Raw genomic sequence first — 17,213 nt, forward strand, 5'->3', positions numbered from 1 at the left:
TGCCTATTATTTTTTATGGCGGTACATAGGCGTGAGATAGGGAAGTGAGGTCAGACGGATGTTGTAGATGAAGTCGATGACTCTTGTCGATATCACTTGGCATATGAGGGCTTGAATGACGATGCCCCAGTCAATAATAGACGCGGTGACCATAAAAATGATGCAATTCATGATGAGCAGGATCGTTCCGGGATTCCCGCCGCGGTAGATAGAAATCATCAGAGCAAGTGCTCCGAACCCTCCGTTTGAAATTTTATATTTGTATAAAAGTCCGATGCCGAGTCCCAATAACACTGCGCCGCTTGCCAGATCAAGCCACAGATTAGATGTGATATCCGGAAAAACCGCATCAAAGATCAATACCGAGACAGAGGTGACGGTGATAGAAGCGAGGGTGCCGGTGAATGTTCTCATCTCCAGCCATTTTAAAGCGGTAAAAAGCATTGATACATTCACAGCCCACACTGAAAATCCGTGGGGGATTTGAAACAGATAATGCAATAGCACCGCAATACCTGCTGCACCGCCTGTCGGAATATCATGCGGAAATAAAAACAAGGACATGCCGAGTCCTTGTAGTACGCCGCCTACGACAATCATAAACGTAAGTTTTGCTTTCATCAGCAGTTCAGCCATTAAGTCATTTGCTCCTTTATGAAAAGACTTGTCCGCTGTTTTCATTTTATGAGGCTGTCCATGATTTATGTCTCAAAATAAAGAAATGGCCCAGCTTAATATGCTGAGCCATCCCACTTGTAGCGATTGACGATCTCCTTATTGATCTCTGTTCCAATGCCTTTTCCTTTCGGGATGTGGACCATTCCTTTTGAAGGCTGCAGGCTGACGAGATCTGTAAAAGGATTCTCCATGACGTCCCACTCGATCGGTTCAATGTGATCGTTCTTCATTTTAGACCATGGGGGCAGACAGGCTTGTGCAAATAAAGCATAGAGCCGTGAGAGCGATCCGTCATATGCATGGGCGGATGCTCTGACGCCAAAATAACGCGCGAGCTGGAGGCAGTCCCGAAACTCATCAATTCCGTTGACATGCATGACATCGGGCTGAATGATATCCAAACAGCGCTGTGAAAGGAGAGGCACATATTGCGCCGGGCCTTTCATGTTTTCTCCACCGGCAACAGGAACAGACAAACGGCTTCGAAGCATAGCGTAATCCTGCGGCTGATCAAAGGGCAAAGGCTCCTCAAGCCAGCCAATGTTCGTCCATTCGGAGAAATAGCGCTCCCATTTAAAAGCCGCAGCGGCATCGTAGCTTTGGTTTGCGTCCAGTATCATCGTAATGGAGCTGCCTGCTGTATGCTGCAGCGCATTGATGTGCCGGACATCCTCCTTGAATGAAGTCCCGCCAATTTTGACTTTGATTTGCTCAAACCCTTTTTTCAACTGGGCTTCAACATTGGAGACTGAGCGGCTGATCCATTGCGGGGAGTCTGAGTACGATTGAAAAGACGCGTACACAGGAATCTCCTCTCTGTATCGCCCGCCCCATAATTCGCAAACCGAACAATCCGCAGCTTTGGCTGCAATCTCTGTCAGCGCCATGCTTACAGCGGAGGCCGCCCGCTGGTGCCATTTTTGAATCGTGCGCACTAATGACAGGCGGCTGCCGGCCTGTTTTCCTAATAGAAATGGGATGATCCGCTTCGTAAAACCGACATGGAGAGCAGGGAGCCAATCAACGCATTCTCCCCAGCCGTCTATCCCGCTTTCGGTGATAATCCTGATGAGATAACAAGTCCGATATCGTTTAAACCCATTGGCATCTCCGTATGGCTTTTCTAATCGGTGAAATAGCGGAAAGGTTTCAATCCGTACAATTTTCAAACTGGGTGCTACCTTTCCTCAGCGGGCTGGAGCCGATTGCCAGCCATTTTAGGGTCTTCTTTTTCTTTTGTTTCTTCATTGTTTTGCTTCACATGGATGAGCATCATCACAAGAATCCCGACAACGAGAGTCAATCCCGCAATGCTTAAAAACATGCCGGGTCTGGACCATTCCATCAGGCGGCCGAAAATCGGAGGACCGATCGCTACTCCTAAGAAACGTACAGAGCCGTACAGCGAGGTGACAAATCCCCGTCTTTCCTTGCCGACAGCCCCGGTAATAAAACTGTTCACACAAGGAAGGACAAGACCTGAGCCTATGCTGCTCAGTACAAGAACACTGATAAAAAGGACAAGATTTTCAATGAATGACAGTGCCGCGTAGGATACGGTCATGAACGCCAATCCAAGTACGATCAGCTTTTTCATTAACGATTGCTTTTGCCCGATTTTGCTTCCTGTTGTATAGGACGTCACACACATAACCAAAAGCGGGATCGCTAAAATCAAGCCTTTTTTCACGCCGTCGGTGTCGTATGTTTTTTCAAGAACATCTGAGAGATAAAACAGGATGCCGAATAAAGTAAACAAACAGGTCGCACCGGCTAAATAAGCGGTAAACAGCCATCTGCCTTCGTGTTTAAAGACACTTAACAGCCCTTTTGCATATTTTCCGATTGGTGGCGGTTCTTTTTCCTTTTTCTTTTCTTTAATAAAAATCCAAGTCAGTACGATCGAAATGATACAAAACACAGGAAAGGCAAAAAACGCGCCATACCAGACAAGCAGGGCGATCAGCGAGCCAATGATCGGCGATAGCACTTTCCCCATGCCGTTTGAAGCTTCAACAAGGCCGAGCACCTTGCTCTCCTGGGCGCCTTTAAACAGATCTCCCGTCAGTGCCATGGCAATTGGGCCGGTTCCGGCTGCCCCGATTCCCTGTAACGCTCGTCCTGCCATGACCCAAGGATAGGCATTGTCAAAAAAACCTGCCGCAAACCCGGCTAACAAACCGCCGGCACCATACAAAATTAAGCAGGGAATAATGATGACTTTCCTTGAGAATCGGTCTGCGAGATAACCGACAATCGGAATCGCAAATGCTGCAATCAAGGAAAATACTGTGATCACGAGACTGACTTGAAATTGTGATAAATGAAGTTCAGATTTCATTTTTGGCAAAATCGGAATAAGCATCGAGTTTCCTAGGGTTAATATTAAAGGGATTGAACCGATTGCTACAACCGTCATTCCGTTATTTTGTTTTGATGATTCCATCTCAGAGCACACTCCTTTTCTTCTGCTTAGAATGTCCCTGATGGCTTCGTTTATTCAGCGATCAGACAGCAAAAAACCGAACAGAAGATACCTGTTCGGGAAAAAAGAGGGTTAACCGAGAGCCTGTGAAATCAAAGCATATAAGTGTCCATTTTGAATAGGCGCTTTTTTCTGAAAGAACAAAAGCGGAGGTTCATCATCTTTACGAAATCCCATTTCTATCAGGCTGTCATGCAGAGACGTGTGTTCACTCGGTATATCGATTCGCATCGGCCCTTGTTTGCCGGCCGCCAGCCTGTTAATTATTTGTGCTGCAACATCTGATGATGGAGCGATGATAGGGCCGAATTTCAAATTGGCCGGTGTCTGTACAGAAAGTCCGTAGCCAATTAGCTGTCCGTCATGATTTCTGGCGATGATACATTCGCATGAAGCAGAAATAAGCTGCTGCAAAAGATTTGATCGATCTCCGCCAAAGGCTTCCAGATCCGTCGCGGTTAAGTCGTGAAAGTCTTGTTCTCTAAAGGATGTCAGTTCAGCATCAAGCTTTTTTGTATAAGGTTGAAAACTGTGACAGCTGTACTTTCGCACTGAACCTGCCGTATGAAAACCTGCTTTTTCATAAAGCGGCAAACCTTCTTTTGTGGCGCAAAGCCTGATGGCGGTGTTTTCACCCGCTTGGGGGATACAGGCGTTTACCATACGCCGGCCGAGACCGAGCCGTTGATATTCTTTGTCCACGATCACGAGGCCGATAGAAGCAAGCCGGCCAAACAAAAACAAGCCGATGCAGGAAATAATATCACCGCTGACATTTTGATAGCCGAAAAAGCGTCCTTGCTGGACAAGCAGTGCCAGCTCATGTTCGCCGTAATCCGGCCACCCGGCTTGCCTGCAAAGCCGCAATAGACTAGGGATATGTTCTTCATGAAGCTTAATCAGCTCATCGATTACCCTCATACAGATCACCTGCTTGTTTCGAGTTTTTTATACATGATGATATGAGTGCCTATGCCGGGAATCTCAAACGGTTCGCCGAGTACTTCCCACCCAAGCTTTGAATAGTAGCCTTTCACATGGCTTCTGGCATTGCACCAGACTGCCTGAACGCCGTTCTTTGCCAGTTTCTCTTCCGCGTGTTTGATCAGCGTGCTCCCGCCTTTTTGATCGCGATATCCTTCAAGCGTTGCCATGCCTCTCAGCCGATATGCTGGGGATTCTGTTATTAATGGCTGATTTTGCGGGGAAAAAGAAGCGATGCTGATCAGCTTTCCTTCAAAAAACGCGCCGAGATGAAAGGAGCCTTTTGCATGATCCTCTTCATATTTGCATTGTTCAATGGATTGATGGGGACGCAGAATGCGGTGCCGGATTTCATATGTATCTTCCGCGGAAATGGTTTTGACTTCGAGCATAATGTTCCTCCTCATGACTGTTTTTCTATATCGTAACACGAATCCCGTTGAAAAAGACCGCCCGATTGGATCAGACAGTCTTTTAAGGGATTAATGCAAAAAGATATTTTGGCGCTGCTCATCTTTTTGCTGAATATAGGAAGTGAGCTCGGCGGTTAAGTCAGATCTGAGGAAAGGCGTTATCAAGTAGATGCCGTTAAACAGCTCGCATGCCGTATCCAGCAGGGAGCGTGCAATCGCAAGGCCTTCCGCCTTTTGCTTTTCTTTATCTTCACCGGCATGGGCCATTTTTTCGCGAATCGTATCAGACAGCTTAATGCCGGGAATTTCATTATGGATGAATTCGGCATTCCGGCTGCTTGTCAGCGGCATGATGCCGATATAGATCGGCGTCTTCAGATGTTTTATTTCGTTATGGATATCGACAAGCTGCTGCTCGGAATAGACAGGCTGAGAAACAAAATAATCTGCGCCGCAATCTATTTTTTTCTCAAGCCGTTTTACCGCTTTATCCAGATGGCGGACGTTAGGATTAAATGCGGCGGCAACTGAGAAATTCGTTTTCTTGCCGAGCGGTTTTCCAGACAGAGACAGACCTTCATTGAATTGTTTGATCAGCCTGATTAAATCAAAAGATGTTAAATCATATACAGACGTCGCACCAGGAAAATCCCCGATTTTAGAAGGGTCACCTGTAATAGCAAGCACGTCATTCAGCCCTAACGTATCAAGGCCCATTAAATGTGACTGTAAGCCGATAATGTTACGGTCACGGCACGTAATATGGACAAGGGAACGCATATCGAGCTGTTGCTTGATGAGAGCGCCGCAGGCAACATTGCTGATCCGCGGGGTCGCCAGAGAATTGTCGGCGAGTGTCAGGGCATCGATTCCCGCTTCTTTTAATTCAGCAGCAGCGGACAGAAATTTGTCAAAGCTCAGTTTTTTCGGCGGATCCAGCTCTACGATAATAGAGCGTTTTTTCGCTGCGATCTCATCCAGGCCGGGCTCGGTTCGCTCGTGATGAACAGAAATGAATTCTTTGGCCCGGGTTTTGACTTCTTTTTCCGTAATCGGAACCAGCCCGCCAACTGCTTCCGCCATCGCCCTGATGTGATTCGGCGTTGTGCCGCAGCAGCCGCCGATAATCCGCGCGCCTTGCTTTCGGAATTCTGACGCGCTGTTTTGAAAATACGTGTCGTCTGTTTCATAGACGAGCCGTCCCTCTTCAAGCGAAGGAAGACTGCTGTTCGGATAAACGGATAAGAATACGTCATCAAAAATCGGCACTTCGCTGAGCGCTTCAATCATGTGATAAGGCCCGAGCCGGCAGTTAATGCCGACGATATCAGCCCCGAGATCCGCAATCGATCGCAATGCGTCAGAAAGCGGTGTTCCGTCCTGCAATACGCCTTGCTCGTGCATGGAGACATTGAGCATAATCGGAAGATCAGTCTCTTTGCGCGCGATTTTCAGCACTTCACGGGCTTCTTCCAAATCATAATATGTTTCTAACAGCAAGCCATCCGGCTCTTCATGCAGCAGCAGATACAACTGCTCGCGGAAGCTGCGCTTAATTTCGTCAAGACTGTACGCGTTTTTATTAAATGTCCGTATGCCGCCCATCGTTCCAAGCACGTATGCATCGCCTGCTGAAGCCCGCGCAATCTTTACGGCCTCCTGATTCATTTTTTTGATGTCATCCTCAAGACCGTGTCTGGATAATTTAATATAGTTGGCCCCGTACGTATTCGTTTGAATAATGTTGGCTCCCGCTTCAACATACGCTTTATGTATGCGCTGAATTTCCTCCGGCTTTGAAATATTGAGCTCCTCAAAACACCTGTCAATGCCATAGGAGTAGAGGAGTGTCCCCATGGCGCCGTCACCGATTAACACCTGTCTTTGCAAATCTTCTAAAAGTCCCATTGTCTGCCTCCTTTATTCACGTCAGCAAGGAAAAAAGAGAAATAAAAAAAGTCCTCTTAAGAAGAAGACTTTGTCAGTGATTTTGTCTCTTCTTATCTTCCAAGCTGTTCGAGCTTGCTGGATTTAGCACCTTGGTCATGGCTGATCGCCATTACACCGGTTGCTGAAGCTTCGTCGGGCCAGTCCCTCTGCTTCTCTTGATAAGAACGGATATGAAATTTTCGTGTCAGGAAGTGCCAAAAGATACCTGGCGTTTTTCCCTTTCTCCAAATTTACCGAAAATAAAGACAATAATCAATAGGAATCAGAAAATTTATCTGAAATTTATAAATTGAACGTCAATTGGCAGGTCTGCTCCCCGCACAGCTGAGATAATCTGCTGCAGGTCATCTTTGTTTTTTCCGGTGACACGCACTTGATCATCCTGCACCTGAGACTTTACTTTCAGTCCGGAGTTTTTGATGATCGTATTGATTTTTTTTGCGTTGTCCTTGTCAATGCCTTGAACAAGCTTTGCACGCTGGCGCACCGTTCCGCCTGACGCGTTTTCAACCTTGCCGTACTCAATGTTTTTTGTCGGTACGTTTCGTTTAATCAATTTGCTGACCAGCACATCTTTCAGCTGGCTTAATTTGAAGTCGTCATCAGAAACGAGGACCAGCTCCTCTTTATCTAAAGAAATGTCACTTTTGCTGCCTTTAAAGTCGTATCGGGTACTGATTTCCTTCAGTGCGATTTGGATTGCGTTTTGCACTTCAGGCAATTCCACCTTGGATACAATATCAAATGAGCTTTCTTTTGCCATATGAAAACCTCCATAACATTTAACTTATGTGTTGATTATAGTAGAATAAAGAGAAACTTCCAACAGAACAAAGAATCAATTTGTGATGATTGGAAAAAATGTTAACAAAATCCGCAGAGAATAAGCGGAACAGGAAGGACGATAGCATGAGACCAGGGCAGCAATTAACCTTGAGTATAGATCACCAAACCGACTTCGGTTACTTTTTAACCGATGGGGAAGATACGATTCTCTTACATAACAGTGAAATGACTGAGGATATCGAGGACAGAGACGAAGTAGAAGTCTTTATATACGTAGACCAGCAGGAAAGGCTTGCGGCCACGATGAAAATTCCGGTCATCAGCGCGGATGAATATGGCTGGGTTGAAGTGGTGGATAAAGTGGAAGATATGGGCGTTTTCGTTGATGTCGGTTTATCGAAGGACGCACTAGTCGCAACTGAGCATTTGCCGCCGTACGAAGATGTCTGGCCGCAAAAAGGGGACAAACTTTACTGTATGCTGAAGGTGACGAACCGGGGGCGCATGTTTGCGAAACCAGCGCCGGAAGATATCATCAGCGAACTGTTTACCGACGCTTCAGAAGATCTGATGAATAAAGAGCTGACAGGTACGGTGTACAGGCTGATCGCATCGGGTTCATTCGTGATCACGGATGACGGTATCCGCTGTTTTATTCACCCGTCAGAAAGAAAAGAGGAGCCAAGACTCGGTTCAAGAGTCACAGGCCGGGTGATTCAAGTGAAAGAAGACGGTTCAGTCAACTTGTCGCTGCTTCCAAGAAAACAGGATGCAATGTCAGTTGATGCTGAGTGCATTCTAACGTATATGAGAATGAGAAACGGTGCCATGCCGTACAGTGACAAAAGCCAGCCTGACGATATCAGAGAACGTTTTAATATGAGCAAAGCCGCCTTTAAACGCGCGCTGGGCCATTTGATGAAAAACGGAAAAGTGTATCAGGAAAATGGATGGACATACGAGAAAAAATAGCATGAAAACGGCTCGCCTGCAGCAGACTGCGGAGCGAGCCGTTTTTTTATGTCTAGTTTAATTCATCAACCAGTGTTCTGATTGCCATTTCGCGATCCACATTGTCTGAAATCGCTATTGGTGTAATATCAATGGCGAGAATGATCAGAATCAGGGCACCTGCTGCAGCAACATAAGAAACATAATAGAAATAGTTAGCGGTATCAACAGTGTTGACAAGCTCGGCCTGAACTCTGGATGTATCATCCTTGGAAGCGGCGATTTCCTTTGCTGCTTCTACTTTTTCTTCAACGATTTGACCTGCTTTTTTCAGCAGTTCATCCACTTTCAATGCATCTTTGCTGTAAACAGCTTTCTTCAGGTTATCAAAAAAGTCAGCATCCTCTTTTTTAATATCAGCGACAACCTGATTGGCAAAAGCCTTTGCCTGTTTTGTGTTGAGTTTGTCTGTCATCGCTTTATTAAAGACCTCTGGCAGCTGTTTGCCAACTTCCCCTTGGGCAAACACAAAGCCTTTAAAAATTTCCTCACCTGAATACTCAAGCTGCTTTGCCTGTGCCACACTTTCTTGCTGCTTCACCAAAAACACAGTCGTCACCAATACAACCGACAAAAATACTAGAAACGCCTTCTTCAAACTGAAACCTCTCCCTTCTTGTGTTTTTTATTCCACAACAGTCTGCGAATATATGTAAATTGAATCGTGGAATCGATAGGAGTGAGATACAATATCAAAATGCCGGCCATGATAATCGAAAAACTGATGAGGCCCAGCATGACTGCAAAAATCTCATGCATAAAAACAGCGATGATCAAAATCAATCTCCAATGCTTCTTCGGCGCAAACAGCGCCGCGAAGATGACAATTTGAACCAGCAACGTCCCCCATGTCGGAATCACCACGAACGGACTTGTTACAATTGGCTTCGTTAACGCCTGAAAAAAGCCGTTGAAGCCTATGGTTTTTTCCTGGGCGAAATAATAGACGGCCGTTCCGTCCACCCATTCCTGCTGAGACAGCTTAGCGACGGTAGAGTGAAAATAAAGCACCGCCACTTGGATTCTGATCACAAAATAAGAAATAAAAGCTGTTATTTTTCCAAGTGTTCTTTTGCCCTCTATAGGTCTCGTGCTCCAATGCCATTTTCTCGGATCGGTCAGCGTGATGGGAAGCAATAAAAAGGTCATGACGGCGGCTGCCTGCTCGCCTCCGTCGATGACGATCAGCGATGACTGCAGGCTGTAACTGACATACCAATGCAGAACCCCGGTGATTCTGGGGCGCCAGCCAATGACAACAAGCACCAGAATGGCAATGCAGACCCATCTGAAAAGATTTAACATCATATAGTTATTTTCACCGAGGCAAAAGAGACTGAGATTCATTTTACAAGCTGGATAGCTGCTGATCCCGCTGGCTGGCTTCATAATGAGGCTCGGGTGATTGATGAGCAGCGTCAGCAGGCTGGATAGCGCAATGATGCTTCGCGCGAGGCCGTATACATTTGTCCACGGGTTTCTTTCGTCCCATCTGGTGATGGTCTGTTTTATGTTTTCGAGCATGAAATCACAACCTTGACTATGCTTTTTACCTGATAAGACGAAGGGGTGTATTTAGAATAGCTCCAAGGAACAATATCCTCTTTCGTCAAATAGTAGCTGCCACAAAGTAGCGGGCGGGGAGCGGGTGTTTTTAATTGCACGGTTTTGGCTTTGCTTTTGCATGCGCCGAGGTCCTTTTCTTTACATGCTGTCCACTGTTCCTTGCCGACTTGGCTGTAGATCACGCCCATTTCAACGCCTTGTGACCGCCCATACCGATATAGGCCGAATAGGTTGTCAGCCCTCATATTGGGCCATCTGACCTTGGCGCTGGCATTTTCAGCCTCATATAAGCCAATTGCAGTATCACGCGGGTTTTTGCTAAAAAAGCCCCAGCCCTGAGGGAGGATGCTGGACATGAGAAATTTGGAGTCCTTTGTCAGCGGAATCGGGGTTGTCCCTAAGCTGCCAATAATAGAAAACAGAAATAGCGAACCCCAAAAGATTGAAAAAATGACAAAAAATGATATCGATTTCTGCATTCGACTGCTCCTTTTAACCTGAAGAATCGTTTTTACACTTTTCATAATATAAAAACATTTATGTAATAAAAAGGTTAAAAAGTATGAGAAATTCCATTTTTGTTAAAAGGAAAAACAGGACATTTTACACTGCTATATGTGATTGATATATAGTGGTTTTTTCGATATATTTAAACCATGAAAACGAATCAAGTTAATGACCGCTGGATTGTTCAATTTCGAAAAGGGATTTTCGAGCTGGCCATCCTATCCCTTCTGCGTTCTAAACCGATGTACGGTTATGAGCTGACGTCATCCTTAAAAACCACCTCGGCGCTGGCTATTTCAGAGGGAGCGATTTATCCGATTTTGAAACGTATGACCGAGAAGGGATGGATCGAATTTTTTTGGGAAGATTCACTGGACGGCCCAAAAAGAAAGTATTACAAAATGACGCAAAAAGGAGAAGAAATGTTAAAAGAACGGCTGGAGAAATACCTGGAAACCCATCAAGCCTTACTGTCTTTATCGGGGGATTTGCTATGAATGGACAGCTTATCATTGACCGATACATGGAGGAACTAAATGCAGAGCTGGCGAATATGCCTGATGTAGAGAGAGAAAACGCTATCGACGAATTAAAGGGGCATATCACCGCTTTCGTTCAAGACAGAATCAAAGCCGGCCTTAGTGAAGAGGAACTGCAGAAAGCTGTTGAATCTGAATTTTCTCATCCGAAGGAGCTTGCCGAATTGATGATGGGTGATGGGGGAGAGACGAAAAGGAGGAGGTCTTTATTGGGCAAAAGCTGGCTTTCGGTCCTTCTCATTGTCACGATTATCGCCCTGCCGCTGCTGCCGTCCGACTTCAGACATCTGCCGCTGGCTGTTTATTTAATGGTGCTCGCCGGATATGTATGGAAGCGGAAAAAATTGATGATGTTTGCAGGTGTCAGAAAAAACAAAATGCGCTCTCAAAAGGAGATTGTTACGATTTCGCGAGTCGGTGCGGTTTATCTGCTGTTTTTAGCAGTGGTGCTCCTTTTGAGCCCGTTCCTCAATGCGCTTGTCGTCCTGCTGCTGATTGCAGTAAGCTGCGCCGCTTTTTTTCTTTTTCTTAACATCAAGTAATCTTGTAGGAGGCTGTAAGATGGAAATCAGCATCAATTATCTATTAATTGTCATCGCGCTTTTATTCTTTGTGGTTGCCTATTTTGTCGGAATCAAAAAACAAACCTGGATGCTGGCTGGGTTTAACGAGGCGCGTATACGGGATAAAGACCGGCTGGCCAGAATAGCAGGCTACTTTTTCTTGAATTCCGGTTTGTTCATATTGCTGAATAGTTTTATCTCATTTCAAGGTCAGGAGCAGCTCATACCTCCGCTTATACTGGCATATGGAGCAGGGGTTATTATTTATGTCAATAAAAAATTAGTAGAGTAGAAAAAGAAGGGCAGAGCGAAATATCTCCGCCCTTCTTTTTTGGGAAAATAAGAACGAAGCACCACATACAAGTTTTTGTATTTTTGATAGGATGAAGAAAAATGGTAGATTCCAAAATAGGAAGGATGTGGTGTTTTGCGCAACCTGACCAAGACATCTCTATTACTGGCCGGCTTATGCACGGCGGCCCAAATGGTTTTTGTAACACATGCCTCAGCTGATCAAAGCATCAAATACGACCATACGTATCAAACCCCTTCATACATCATCGAAAAGTCACCGCAGAAGCCGGTACAAAACACAACCCAGAAAGAATCGCTATTTTCCTATCTTGACAAGCATCAAACGCAGTTTAAGCTCAAAGGGAATGCGAACAGCCATTTTCGCATTTCGAAAACCATAAAGGATCCAAAGACAAAACAAACGTTTTTTAAATTAACGGAGGTTTACAAAGGAATACCGATTTACGGCTTTGAACAAGCGGTCGCGATGAAGGAAAACAAACAAGTGAAAAGTTTCTTTGGAAAGGTGCATCCGCAAATCAAGGACGTCTCCATCACACCGTCTATTTCTGATAAAAAAGCAATACATACAGCAAGGCGTGAGCTCGAGGCTTCCATTGGAAAAATCGAATATCTTGATGGGGAACCAAAAGGCGAATTATATATCTATCCACACGACGGTGAATATGATCTCGCCTACCTTGTGAGACTCTCGACATCTGAACCTGATCCTGGCTATTGGCATTATTTCATCGATGCCAAAAACGGAAAGGTCATTGAGTCCTTTAATGCCATTCATGAAGCGGCAGGTACAGGAATCGGCGTGTCAGGTGATGAAAAAAGCTTTGACGTCACAGAACAAAATGGGCGCTTTTATTTGGCTGACGAAACAAGGGGAAAAGGGATCAATACGTTTGACGCGAAGAACCTGAACGAAACCTTGTTTACGCTTTTGTCTCAACTGATCGGGTATACGGGCAAAGAAATAGTCAGCGGCACGTCCGTATTTAATGAACCTGCGGCTGTAGACGCACACGCAAATGCGCAAGCCGTTTACGATTATTACAGCAAGACATTTGGCCGTGATTCTTTTGATCAAAACGGAGCAAGGATTACGTCTACCGTGCATGTCGGCAAACAATGGAACAATGCTGCGTGGAACGGTGTCCAGATGGTATACGGGGATGGAGACGGTTCGAAATTTAAGCCGCTGTCTGGATCGCTCGACATTGTCGCGCATGAAATCACACACGCAGTCACACAGTATTCCGCCGGTCTTTTATATCAAGGAGAACCCGGTGCATTAAATGAGTCCATTTCTGACATTATGGGCGCGATGGCTGACCGTGATGATTGGGAGATCGGCGAAGATGTCTATACTCCGGATATTGCAGGAGATTCATTGCGGTCATTGGAGGACCCATCTAAGCAGGGAAATCCAGATCATTACTCGAACCGCTACACAGGAACAGAGGATTATGGCGGAGTCCATATCAATTCGTCCATTCACAATAAAGCAGCTTATCTTCTTGCAGAAGGAGGCGTGCACCACGATGTACAGGTTGAAGGGATTGGGCGTGAAGCAAGTGAACAAATTTACTATCGGGCTTTAACATATTATGTAACGGCATCTACAGATTTCAGCATGATGAAGCAAGCGGCGATTGAAGCTGCCAATGATTTATACGGTGAAGGCTCGAAGCAATCAGCTTCAGTCGAAAAGGCGTATGAGGCTGTCGGCATTCTATGAGCAAACAAAAACAGTCAGGACACAGAGTCTGACTGTTTTTGTTTGCTCATTTTCTTAAAAAGAATATCGCCAATGTACCTGGACCGGCATGCGAGCCGATTGCTGAACTGATTGGATGCATAATGATTTCTTTCGGCTTGAACGCTTCCTCAATCAGGTGTTTCATGTCCGTGGCTTTTTCTTTGTTCGCGGCGTAGCTGATCCCGACGGTTTGATTGCTCCAATCATCCCCGCGCTCTTTCATAAGCTCGATGATCCGTTTGAAAAGTTTCTTCTGTCCGCGAATTTTTTCCAGAGGCACAAGCTTGCCGTCCTCCATCTGAAGCAGCGGTTTAATATTCAACAGGCCGCCGACAAAAGCGGACGTTTTGGATATCCGGCCGCCCCTCGCGAGATATGTTAAATCATCAACGGTAAAAATGTGTTCAAGCTGGCTGCAAAAGTTCTTTACAGACGTTTCAATTTCTTGTATTGTATTCCCGTTGATACAGAGATCGGCAGCATGCCGGACAGCCAGACCGTATCCTAATGAAGCGCATTTGGAATCAATGACCCGCAAATCGAAATCGGGGAATTCCTCCTTCACTTCATTGGCGATCATTACAGCTGTCTGATACGTGCCGGAGAGACCTGAGGAAAAGGCAATGTAAAGAGCGGGATCACCTGTTTCGGCATATTGCAAAAACACATTTTTAATCGTTTGCGGTGAGGCTTGGGACGTCTTAGGCGTTTCTCCATTTTGCATCGCTTCAAATATTTGATCCGCATGAATTGTGACTGCATCTTCGAATTCTTTATCGCCGAGAGAAACCCTGAGCGGAATAAAGCCAATGCCTTTTTCTTCAAAATAAGAACGAGGCAAATCAGTGGCGCTGTCAGCGATGAGATGAACTGTCATATTGCTTCCCTTCTTTCCGTTATCGCTCGTTATCATGAGAGTTAAGCCAACTATATCATATTAATTTGCCAAAATCGTGTTCAAATATTTGTTTTAAGGGAAAACATAATAAAGAAGAAAGAGCGGAGGAACATGCCATGGTACTAGATCAAACAAAAAAATTACTCATCGTCATCATCGGCGCTTTACTCAATGCTGCCGGGCTGAACTTATTTTTGATACCTGCAGATGTATATGCCAGCGGATTTACAGGTGTTGCCCAGCTTTTATCAAGCGTCGTTGATCAATATGCCCCCTTTTACATATCGACGGGAACGCTCTTGTTCCTCTTAAACATTCCGGTCGGTATTTTAGGATGGCTGAAGGTCGGCAAATCGTTTACAGTGTACAGCATTTTAAGTGTCGCACTCACTACTCTGTTTATGGGGATCCTGCCGGAAACAAGCCTGTCACATGACATTTTGCTGAACGCGGTGTTCGGCGGCGTCATTTCCGCAGTCGGTATCGGCTTAACATTAAAATACGGAGCTTCGACAGGCGGGCTTGATATCGTCGCCATGGTGCTTGCAAAGTGGAAGGATAAACCCGTCGGCACGTATTTCTTCATTCTGAACGGGATTATCATCTTGACGGCAGGATTATTGCAAGGTTGGGAGAAAGCATTATATACCCTGGTTACGCTGTATGTGACAACAAGGGTGATCGACGCCATTCACACTCGCCACATGAAGCTCACGGCAATGATCGTGACGAAAAAAGCGGACGAAATCAAAGAAGCCATTTACGGAAAAATGGTGCGCGGCATCACAACTGTTCCGGCAAAAGGAGCTTTTACGAACGAACAGAAAGAAATGATGATTATCGTCATCACGAGGTATGAACTGTACGATTTAGAAAAGATCGTCAAAGAAGTTGATCCGAAAGCATTTACGAACATTGTTCAAACGACTGGGATTTTTGGTTTCTTTAGAAAAGACTGACGAAAGCAGGTGGAAGTCGTGAAACGGCTGCTTGTGATGCTCCTCCCCGTGCTGCTTTTGATAGGCTGCGGGAAAGATGAGCAGACAGAACCCGATAAGGAGGTATCAGGCGGAATGGAGAATCAAGAGGTTGTTTTATCTATTGACGCAATTCAGGAGCCTGAACAAATCAAGTTTAACATGTCGCTGAAGAACCAAAGCGAACGTGCTATTGAGTTTCAATTCAGCACAGGGCAAAAATTTGAACTTGTCGTGTATGATTCTGAGCACAAAGAAAGATACCGTTATTCGAAAGACAAAATGTTTACGCAGGCTTTTCAAAACCTGACGCTTGAATCTGGAGAAACATATGATTTCTCTGATGTGTGGAAGGAAGTCCCGGAGCCCGGAACCTATGAGGTAAAGGTGACATTTAAGGGCAGGGCGGAAAATCTCAAGCAGGTTCAGGCTGTTCAGCAGTTTGAAGTCAAATAAGAGGCTATGGCGAGTCGCCATAGCCTTTTTTTATTGGAGTTTGTCCAGCTGATTTTGAAATTGATGCAGCTGTTGACGTTCCGCATCTGTCGAATTGGCATACGCAGAAGATACAGCATTTTTGGCTCTCAGAATCGCTTGCTCCTGATCGCCTTCCTCAAAGCCGTTTGTCACCATGACCGCCTGTTGAACAAATGATTTTGCCTGCTGAAACAGTTCATTTCTCATTTAATATTCAACCTGGCTTTCGGCCGAGTCTCGTGCCGCGGCATGCTGGTGAGCTTCTTCTAAAGTAGACCGATATGGAAATCTTGCGGCGTGTAGCCCGATGGAGTCTTTACCCTGCTGAATAAACCTTCTGGATTTGCTTCGTTTACCCATTTTGAGACTGCCCCCTTCCATACTTTGACGAGATGAGTCGTCTTCAATAGTATGGTGGGGCAAAGTAAGGTTTATGAGTGGGAAAAATTAATACGGACCTTCTTTAAAGTGAGAAATATTCTTTCAAAAACCTTGCAACGCCGTCCTCTTCATTTGTAGCCGTTGTTCGGTTGGCAATCTGCTTGACCGCGTCAATTCCATTTCCCATTGCAACGCCGCAGCCTGCAAATTCAAGCATTTCCAAATCGTTATCCTCATCCCCGAAAGCAATGATCCGCTCCCTCGGCACGCCGTAATAATCGCTGATTTTCTGCAGACCGACCGCTTTATTCATGCCGCTTTTGATAATTTCAATGACATGCCACGGTGCGGCCCATCTTCTATGGTCGATCACCTCGGCATGCACATCCGATAAATAAGAGCGTATTGCCGGTACATCCTCTTCTTTTGCATGTATGAGTACAGACGTCACATCTTCACCAAGATTTTCCCGCAAGTCTCCGACCGTTACATTTGTTGTGTTCATGTTAAAGGCATCTATCAGGTGCTCATCATGGTAATGAAAGTATACGTCGTCAATCACTTCAGCAAGCACGTTATGTACGTTGTAGCTCTCGCTGATATCCACGAGCTGTTTGACAACATCAAGCGGCAGTGACGTATGATACCGTCCCCAGCTGTCGTCTTGCGGATGATGGACAAATGCTCCGTTAAAATTGACAATTGGCGTTGTCAGCTCCATCTGCTGGTAGTACATGGAACTTGAACGATACGGACGGCCTGTTGAGATGCAGACATAATGCCCGTCATCTTTTAGGCGCTGTATCGTATGAAGGGTGTTTTCAGATATGGTTTTATCATCCTTTAATAATGTTCCATCTAAATCTAATGCGATTAAATAGGGTTTTGTCTCCATGAAAAGCTCCTTTAACCTTAGATTTTGCTTGTTTTGCC

21 protein-coding genes and 1 riboswitch are annotated in these 17,213 nt (G+C 45.4%); of the genes, 7 read left to right on the forward strand and 14 right to left on the reverse strand.

The annotated features are described in order from the left end of the window. Positions 1-6: 6 nt before the first annotated feature. From ACFVP7_RS05985 to ACFVP7_RS06015, 7 genes are all read right to left on the reverse strand, one after another. Positions 7-636 carry a YitT family protein gene (locus ACFVP7_RS05985; protein ID WP_009966972.1) on the reverse strand — a complete coding sequence of 210 codons (630 nt, stop codon included), beginning with the start codon at positions 634-636 and terminating at the stop codon, positions 7-9. A 95-nt stretch (positions 637-731) separates the two neighbouring features. Continuing rightward, a complete protein-coding gene (locus ACFVP7_RS05990; RefSeq protein ID WP_069964096.1) occupies positions 732-1,847 on the reverse strand; it encodes a mandelate racemase/muconate lactonizing enzyme family protein in 1,116 nt (371 codons plus the stop codon). An 8-nt stretch (positions 1,848-1,855) separates the two neighbouring features. Continuing rightward, positions 1,856-3,124 (reverse strand): MFS transporter, encoded by a 1,269-nt coding sequence (locus ACFVP7_RS05995; RefSeq protein ID WP_396583049.1) that lies wholly within the window; start codon positions 3,122-3,124, stop codon positions 1,856-1,858. A gap of 111 nt (positions 3,125-3,235) precedes the next feature. Continuing rightward, a complete protein-coding gene (locus ACFVP7_RS06000) occupies positions 3,236-4,084 on the reverse strand; it encodes a GNAT family N-acetyltransferase (RefSeq protein WP_396583050.1) in 849 nt (282 codons plus the stop codon). Between the two features lie 5 nt (positions 4,085-4,089). Next, positions 4,090-4,539: a GNAT family N-acetyltransferase gene (locus ACFVP7_RS06005; RefSeq protein WP_021479578.1), complete on the reverse strand. Its 450-nt coding sequence runs from the start codon at positions 4,537-4,539 to the stop codon at positions 4,090-4,092. A gap of 90 nt (positions 4,540-4,629) precedes the next feature. Then, positions 4,630-6,468, reverse strand: a complete 1,839-nt coding sequence (locus ACFVP7_RS06010) for a bifunctional homocysteine S-methyltransferase/methylenetetrahydrofolate reductase (RefSeq protein ID WP_153529701.1) — start codon at positions 6,466-6,468, stop codon at positions 4,630-4,632. An 89-nt stretch (positions 6,469-6,557) separates the two neighbouring features. After that, a riboswitch (SAM riboswitch) is annotated at positions 6,558-6,675 on the reverse strand. Positions 6,676-6,781: 106 nt separating this feature from the next. Next, positions 6,782-7,273: a YajQ family cyclic di-GMP-binding protein gene (locus ACFVP7_RS06015; protein WP_015715659.1), complete on the reverse strand. Its 492-nt coding sequence runs from the start codon at positions 7,271-7,273 to the stop codon at positions 6,782-6,784. Between the two features lie 98 nt (positions 7,274-7,371). Here ACFVP7_RS06015 and ACFVP7_RS06020 point away from each other — a divergent pair, with 98 nt between their 5' ends. Then, positions 7,372-8,268, forward strand: coding sequence for a S1 RNA-binding domain-containing protein (locus ACFVP7_RS06020; RefSeq protein ID WP_015252384.1), 897 nt, complete (start codon positions 7,372-7,374; stop codon positions 8,266-8,268). Between the two features lie 52 nt (positions 8,269-8,320). Here the strand turns inward: ACFVP7_RS06020 and ACFVP7_RS06025 are convergent, their stop codons facing one another. From ACFVP7_RS06025 to ACFVP7_RS06035, 3 genes are read right to left on the reverse strand one after another with little or no spacing between them, the layout of a single operon-like run. Next, positions 8,321-8,905: a sporulation delaying protein family toxin gene (locus tag ACFVP7_RS06025; protein ID WP_003244950.1), complete on the reverse strand. Its 585-nt coding sequence runs from the start codon at positions 8,903-8,905 to the stop codon at positions 8,321-8,323. Further along, complete coding sequence (locus ACFVP7_RS06030; RefSeq protein WP_003233028.1) at positions 8,902-9,831, reverse strand: sporulation-delaying protein SdpB family protein; 930 nt, start codon at positions 9,829-9,831, stop codon at positions 8,902-8,904. Before ACFVP7_RS06030 ends, ACFVP7_RS06025 begins: the two co-directional genes overlap by 4 nt. After that, the gene (locus ACFVP7_RS06035; RefSeq protein ID WP_326144918.1) at positions 9,816-10,352 is read right to left on the reverse strand and encodes an SdpA family antimicrobial peptide system protein; all 537 of its coding nucleotides are present in this window, start codon (positions 10,350-10,352) and stop codon (positions 9,816-9,818) included. Before ACFVP7_RS06035 ends, ACFVP7_RS06030 begins: the two co-directional genes overlap by 16 nt. Before the next feature lie 177 nt (positions 10,353-10,529). Between ACFVP7_RS06035 and ACFVP7_RS06040 the strand changes: the two genes are divergently transcribed. The 4 genes from ACFVP7_RS06040 (at position 10,530) to nprB (ending at position 13,526) form a co-directional block, all read left to right on the forward strand. Beyond that, positions 10,530-10,877, forward strand: a complete 348-nt coding sequence (locus tag ACFVP7_RS06040; protein ID WP_003245674.1) for a PadR family transcriptional regulator — start codon at positions 10,530-10,532, stop codon at positions 10,875-10,877. Then, positions 10,874-11,461, forward strand: coding sequence for an HAAS signaling domain-containing protein (locus ACFVP7_RS06045; protein ID WP_169037415.1), 588 nt, complete (start codon positions 10,874-10,876; stop codon positions 11,459-11,461). Before ACFVP7_RS06040 ends, ACFVP7_RS06045 begins: the two co-directional genes overlap by 4 nt. Positions 11,462-11,480: 19 nt before the next feature. Next, positions 11,481-11,774 carry a DUF3784 domain-containing protein gene (locus ACFVP7_RS06050; RefSeq protein ID WP_003233021.1) on the forward strand — a complete coding sequence of 98 codons (294 nt, stop codon included), beginning with the start codon at positions 11,481-11,483 and terminating at the stop codon, positions 11,772-11,774. 135 nt (positions 11,775-11,909) lie between these two features. After that, the gene (gene nprB, locus ACFVP7_RS06055) at positions 11,910-13,526 is read left to right on the forward strand and encodes a neutral protease NprB (RefSeq protein WP_396583051.1); all 1,617 of its coding nucleotides are present in this window, start codon (positions 11,910-11,912) and stop codon (positions 13,524-13,526) included. A 46-nt stretch (positions 13,527-13,572) separates the two neighbouring features. Here the strand turns inward: nprB and ACFVP7_RS06060 are convergent, their stop codons facing one another. Next, on the reverse strand, positions 13,573-14,424 hold the full coding sequence (locus tag ACFVP7_RS06060) for a DegV family protein (protein WP_003245785.1): 852 nt from the start codon (positions 14,422-14,424) through the stop codon (positions 13,573-13,575). A 137-nt stretch (positions 14,425-14,561) separates the two neighbouring features. Here ACFVP7_RS06060 and ACFVP7_RS06065 point away from each other — a divergent pair, with 137 nt between their 5' ends. Both ACFVP7_RS06065 and ACFVP7_RS06070 read left to right on the forward strand, forming a co-directional pair. Then, on the forward strand, positions 14,562-15,404 hold the full coding sequence (locus ACFVP7_RS06065; RefSeq protein WP_003245017.1) for a YitT family protein: 843 nt from the start codon (positions 14,562-14,564) through the stop codon (positions 15,402-15,404). Between the two features lie 18 nt (positions 15,405-15,422). After that, positions 15,423-15,878 carry a BsuPI-related putative proteinase inhibitor gene (locus ACFVP7_RS06070; RefSeq protein WP_014479419.1) on the forward strand — a complete coding sequence of 152 codons (456 nt, stop codon included), beginning with the start codon at positions 15,423-15,425 and terminating at the stop codon, positions 15,876-15,878. Between the two features lie 30 nt (positions 15,879-15,908). Here ACFVP7_RS06070 and ACFVP7_RS06075 read toward each other — a convergent pair whose 3' ends face one another. The 3 genes from ACFVP7_RS06075 to yitU form a co-directional block, all read right to left on the reverse strand. Beyond that, positions 15,909-16,106, reverse strand: coding sequence for a DUF3813 domain-containing protein (locus tag ACFVP7_RS06075; RefSeq protein WP_003245613.1), 198 nt, complete (start codon positions 16,104-16,106; stop codon positions 15,909-15,911). Next, positions 16,107-16,259 (reverse strand): hypothetical protein, encoded by a 153-nt coding sequence (locus tag ACFVP7_RS06080; protein ID WP_017695668.1) that lies wholly within the window; start codon positions 16,257-16,259, stop codon positions 16,107-16,109. A 103-nt stretch (positions 16,260-16,362) separates the two neighbouring features. Further along, positions 16,363-17,175, reverse strand: a complete 813-nt coding sequence (yitU, locus tag ACFVP7_RS06085; RefSeq protein ID WP_003233007.1) for a 5-amino-6-(5-phospho-D-ribitylamino)uracil phosphatase YitU — start codon at positions 17,173-17,175, stop codon at positions 16,363-16,365. Between the last annotated feature and the right edge of the window lie 38 nt (positions 17,176-17,213).

The sequence above is a fragment of the Bacillus sp. SG20033 genome, assembly GCF_044570195.1.
In the GTDB taxonomy this organism is placed as follows: domain Bacteria; phylum Bacillota; class Bacilli; order Bacillales; family Bacillaceae; genus Bacillus; species Bacillus subtilis.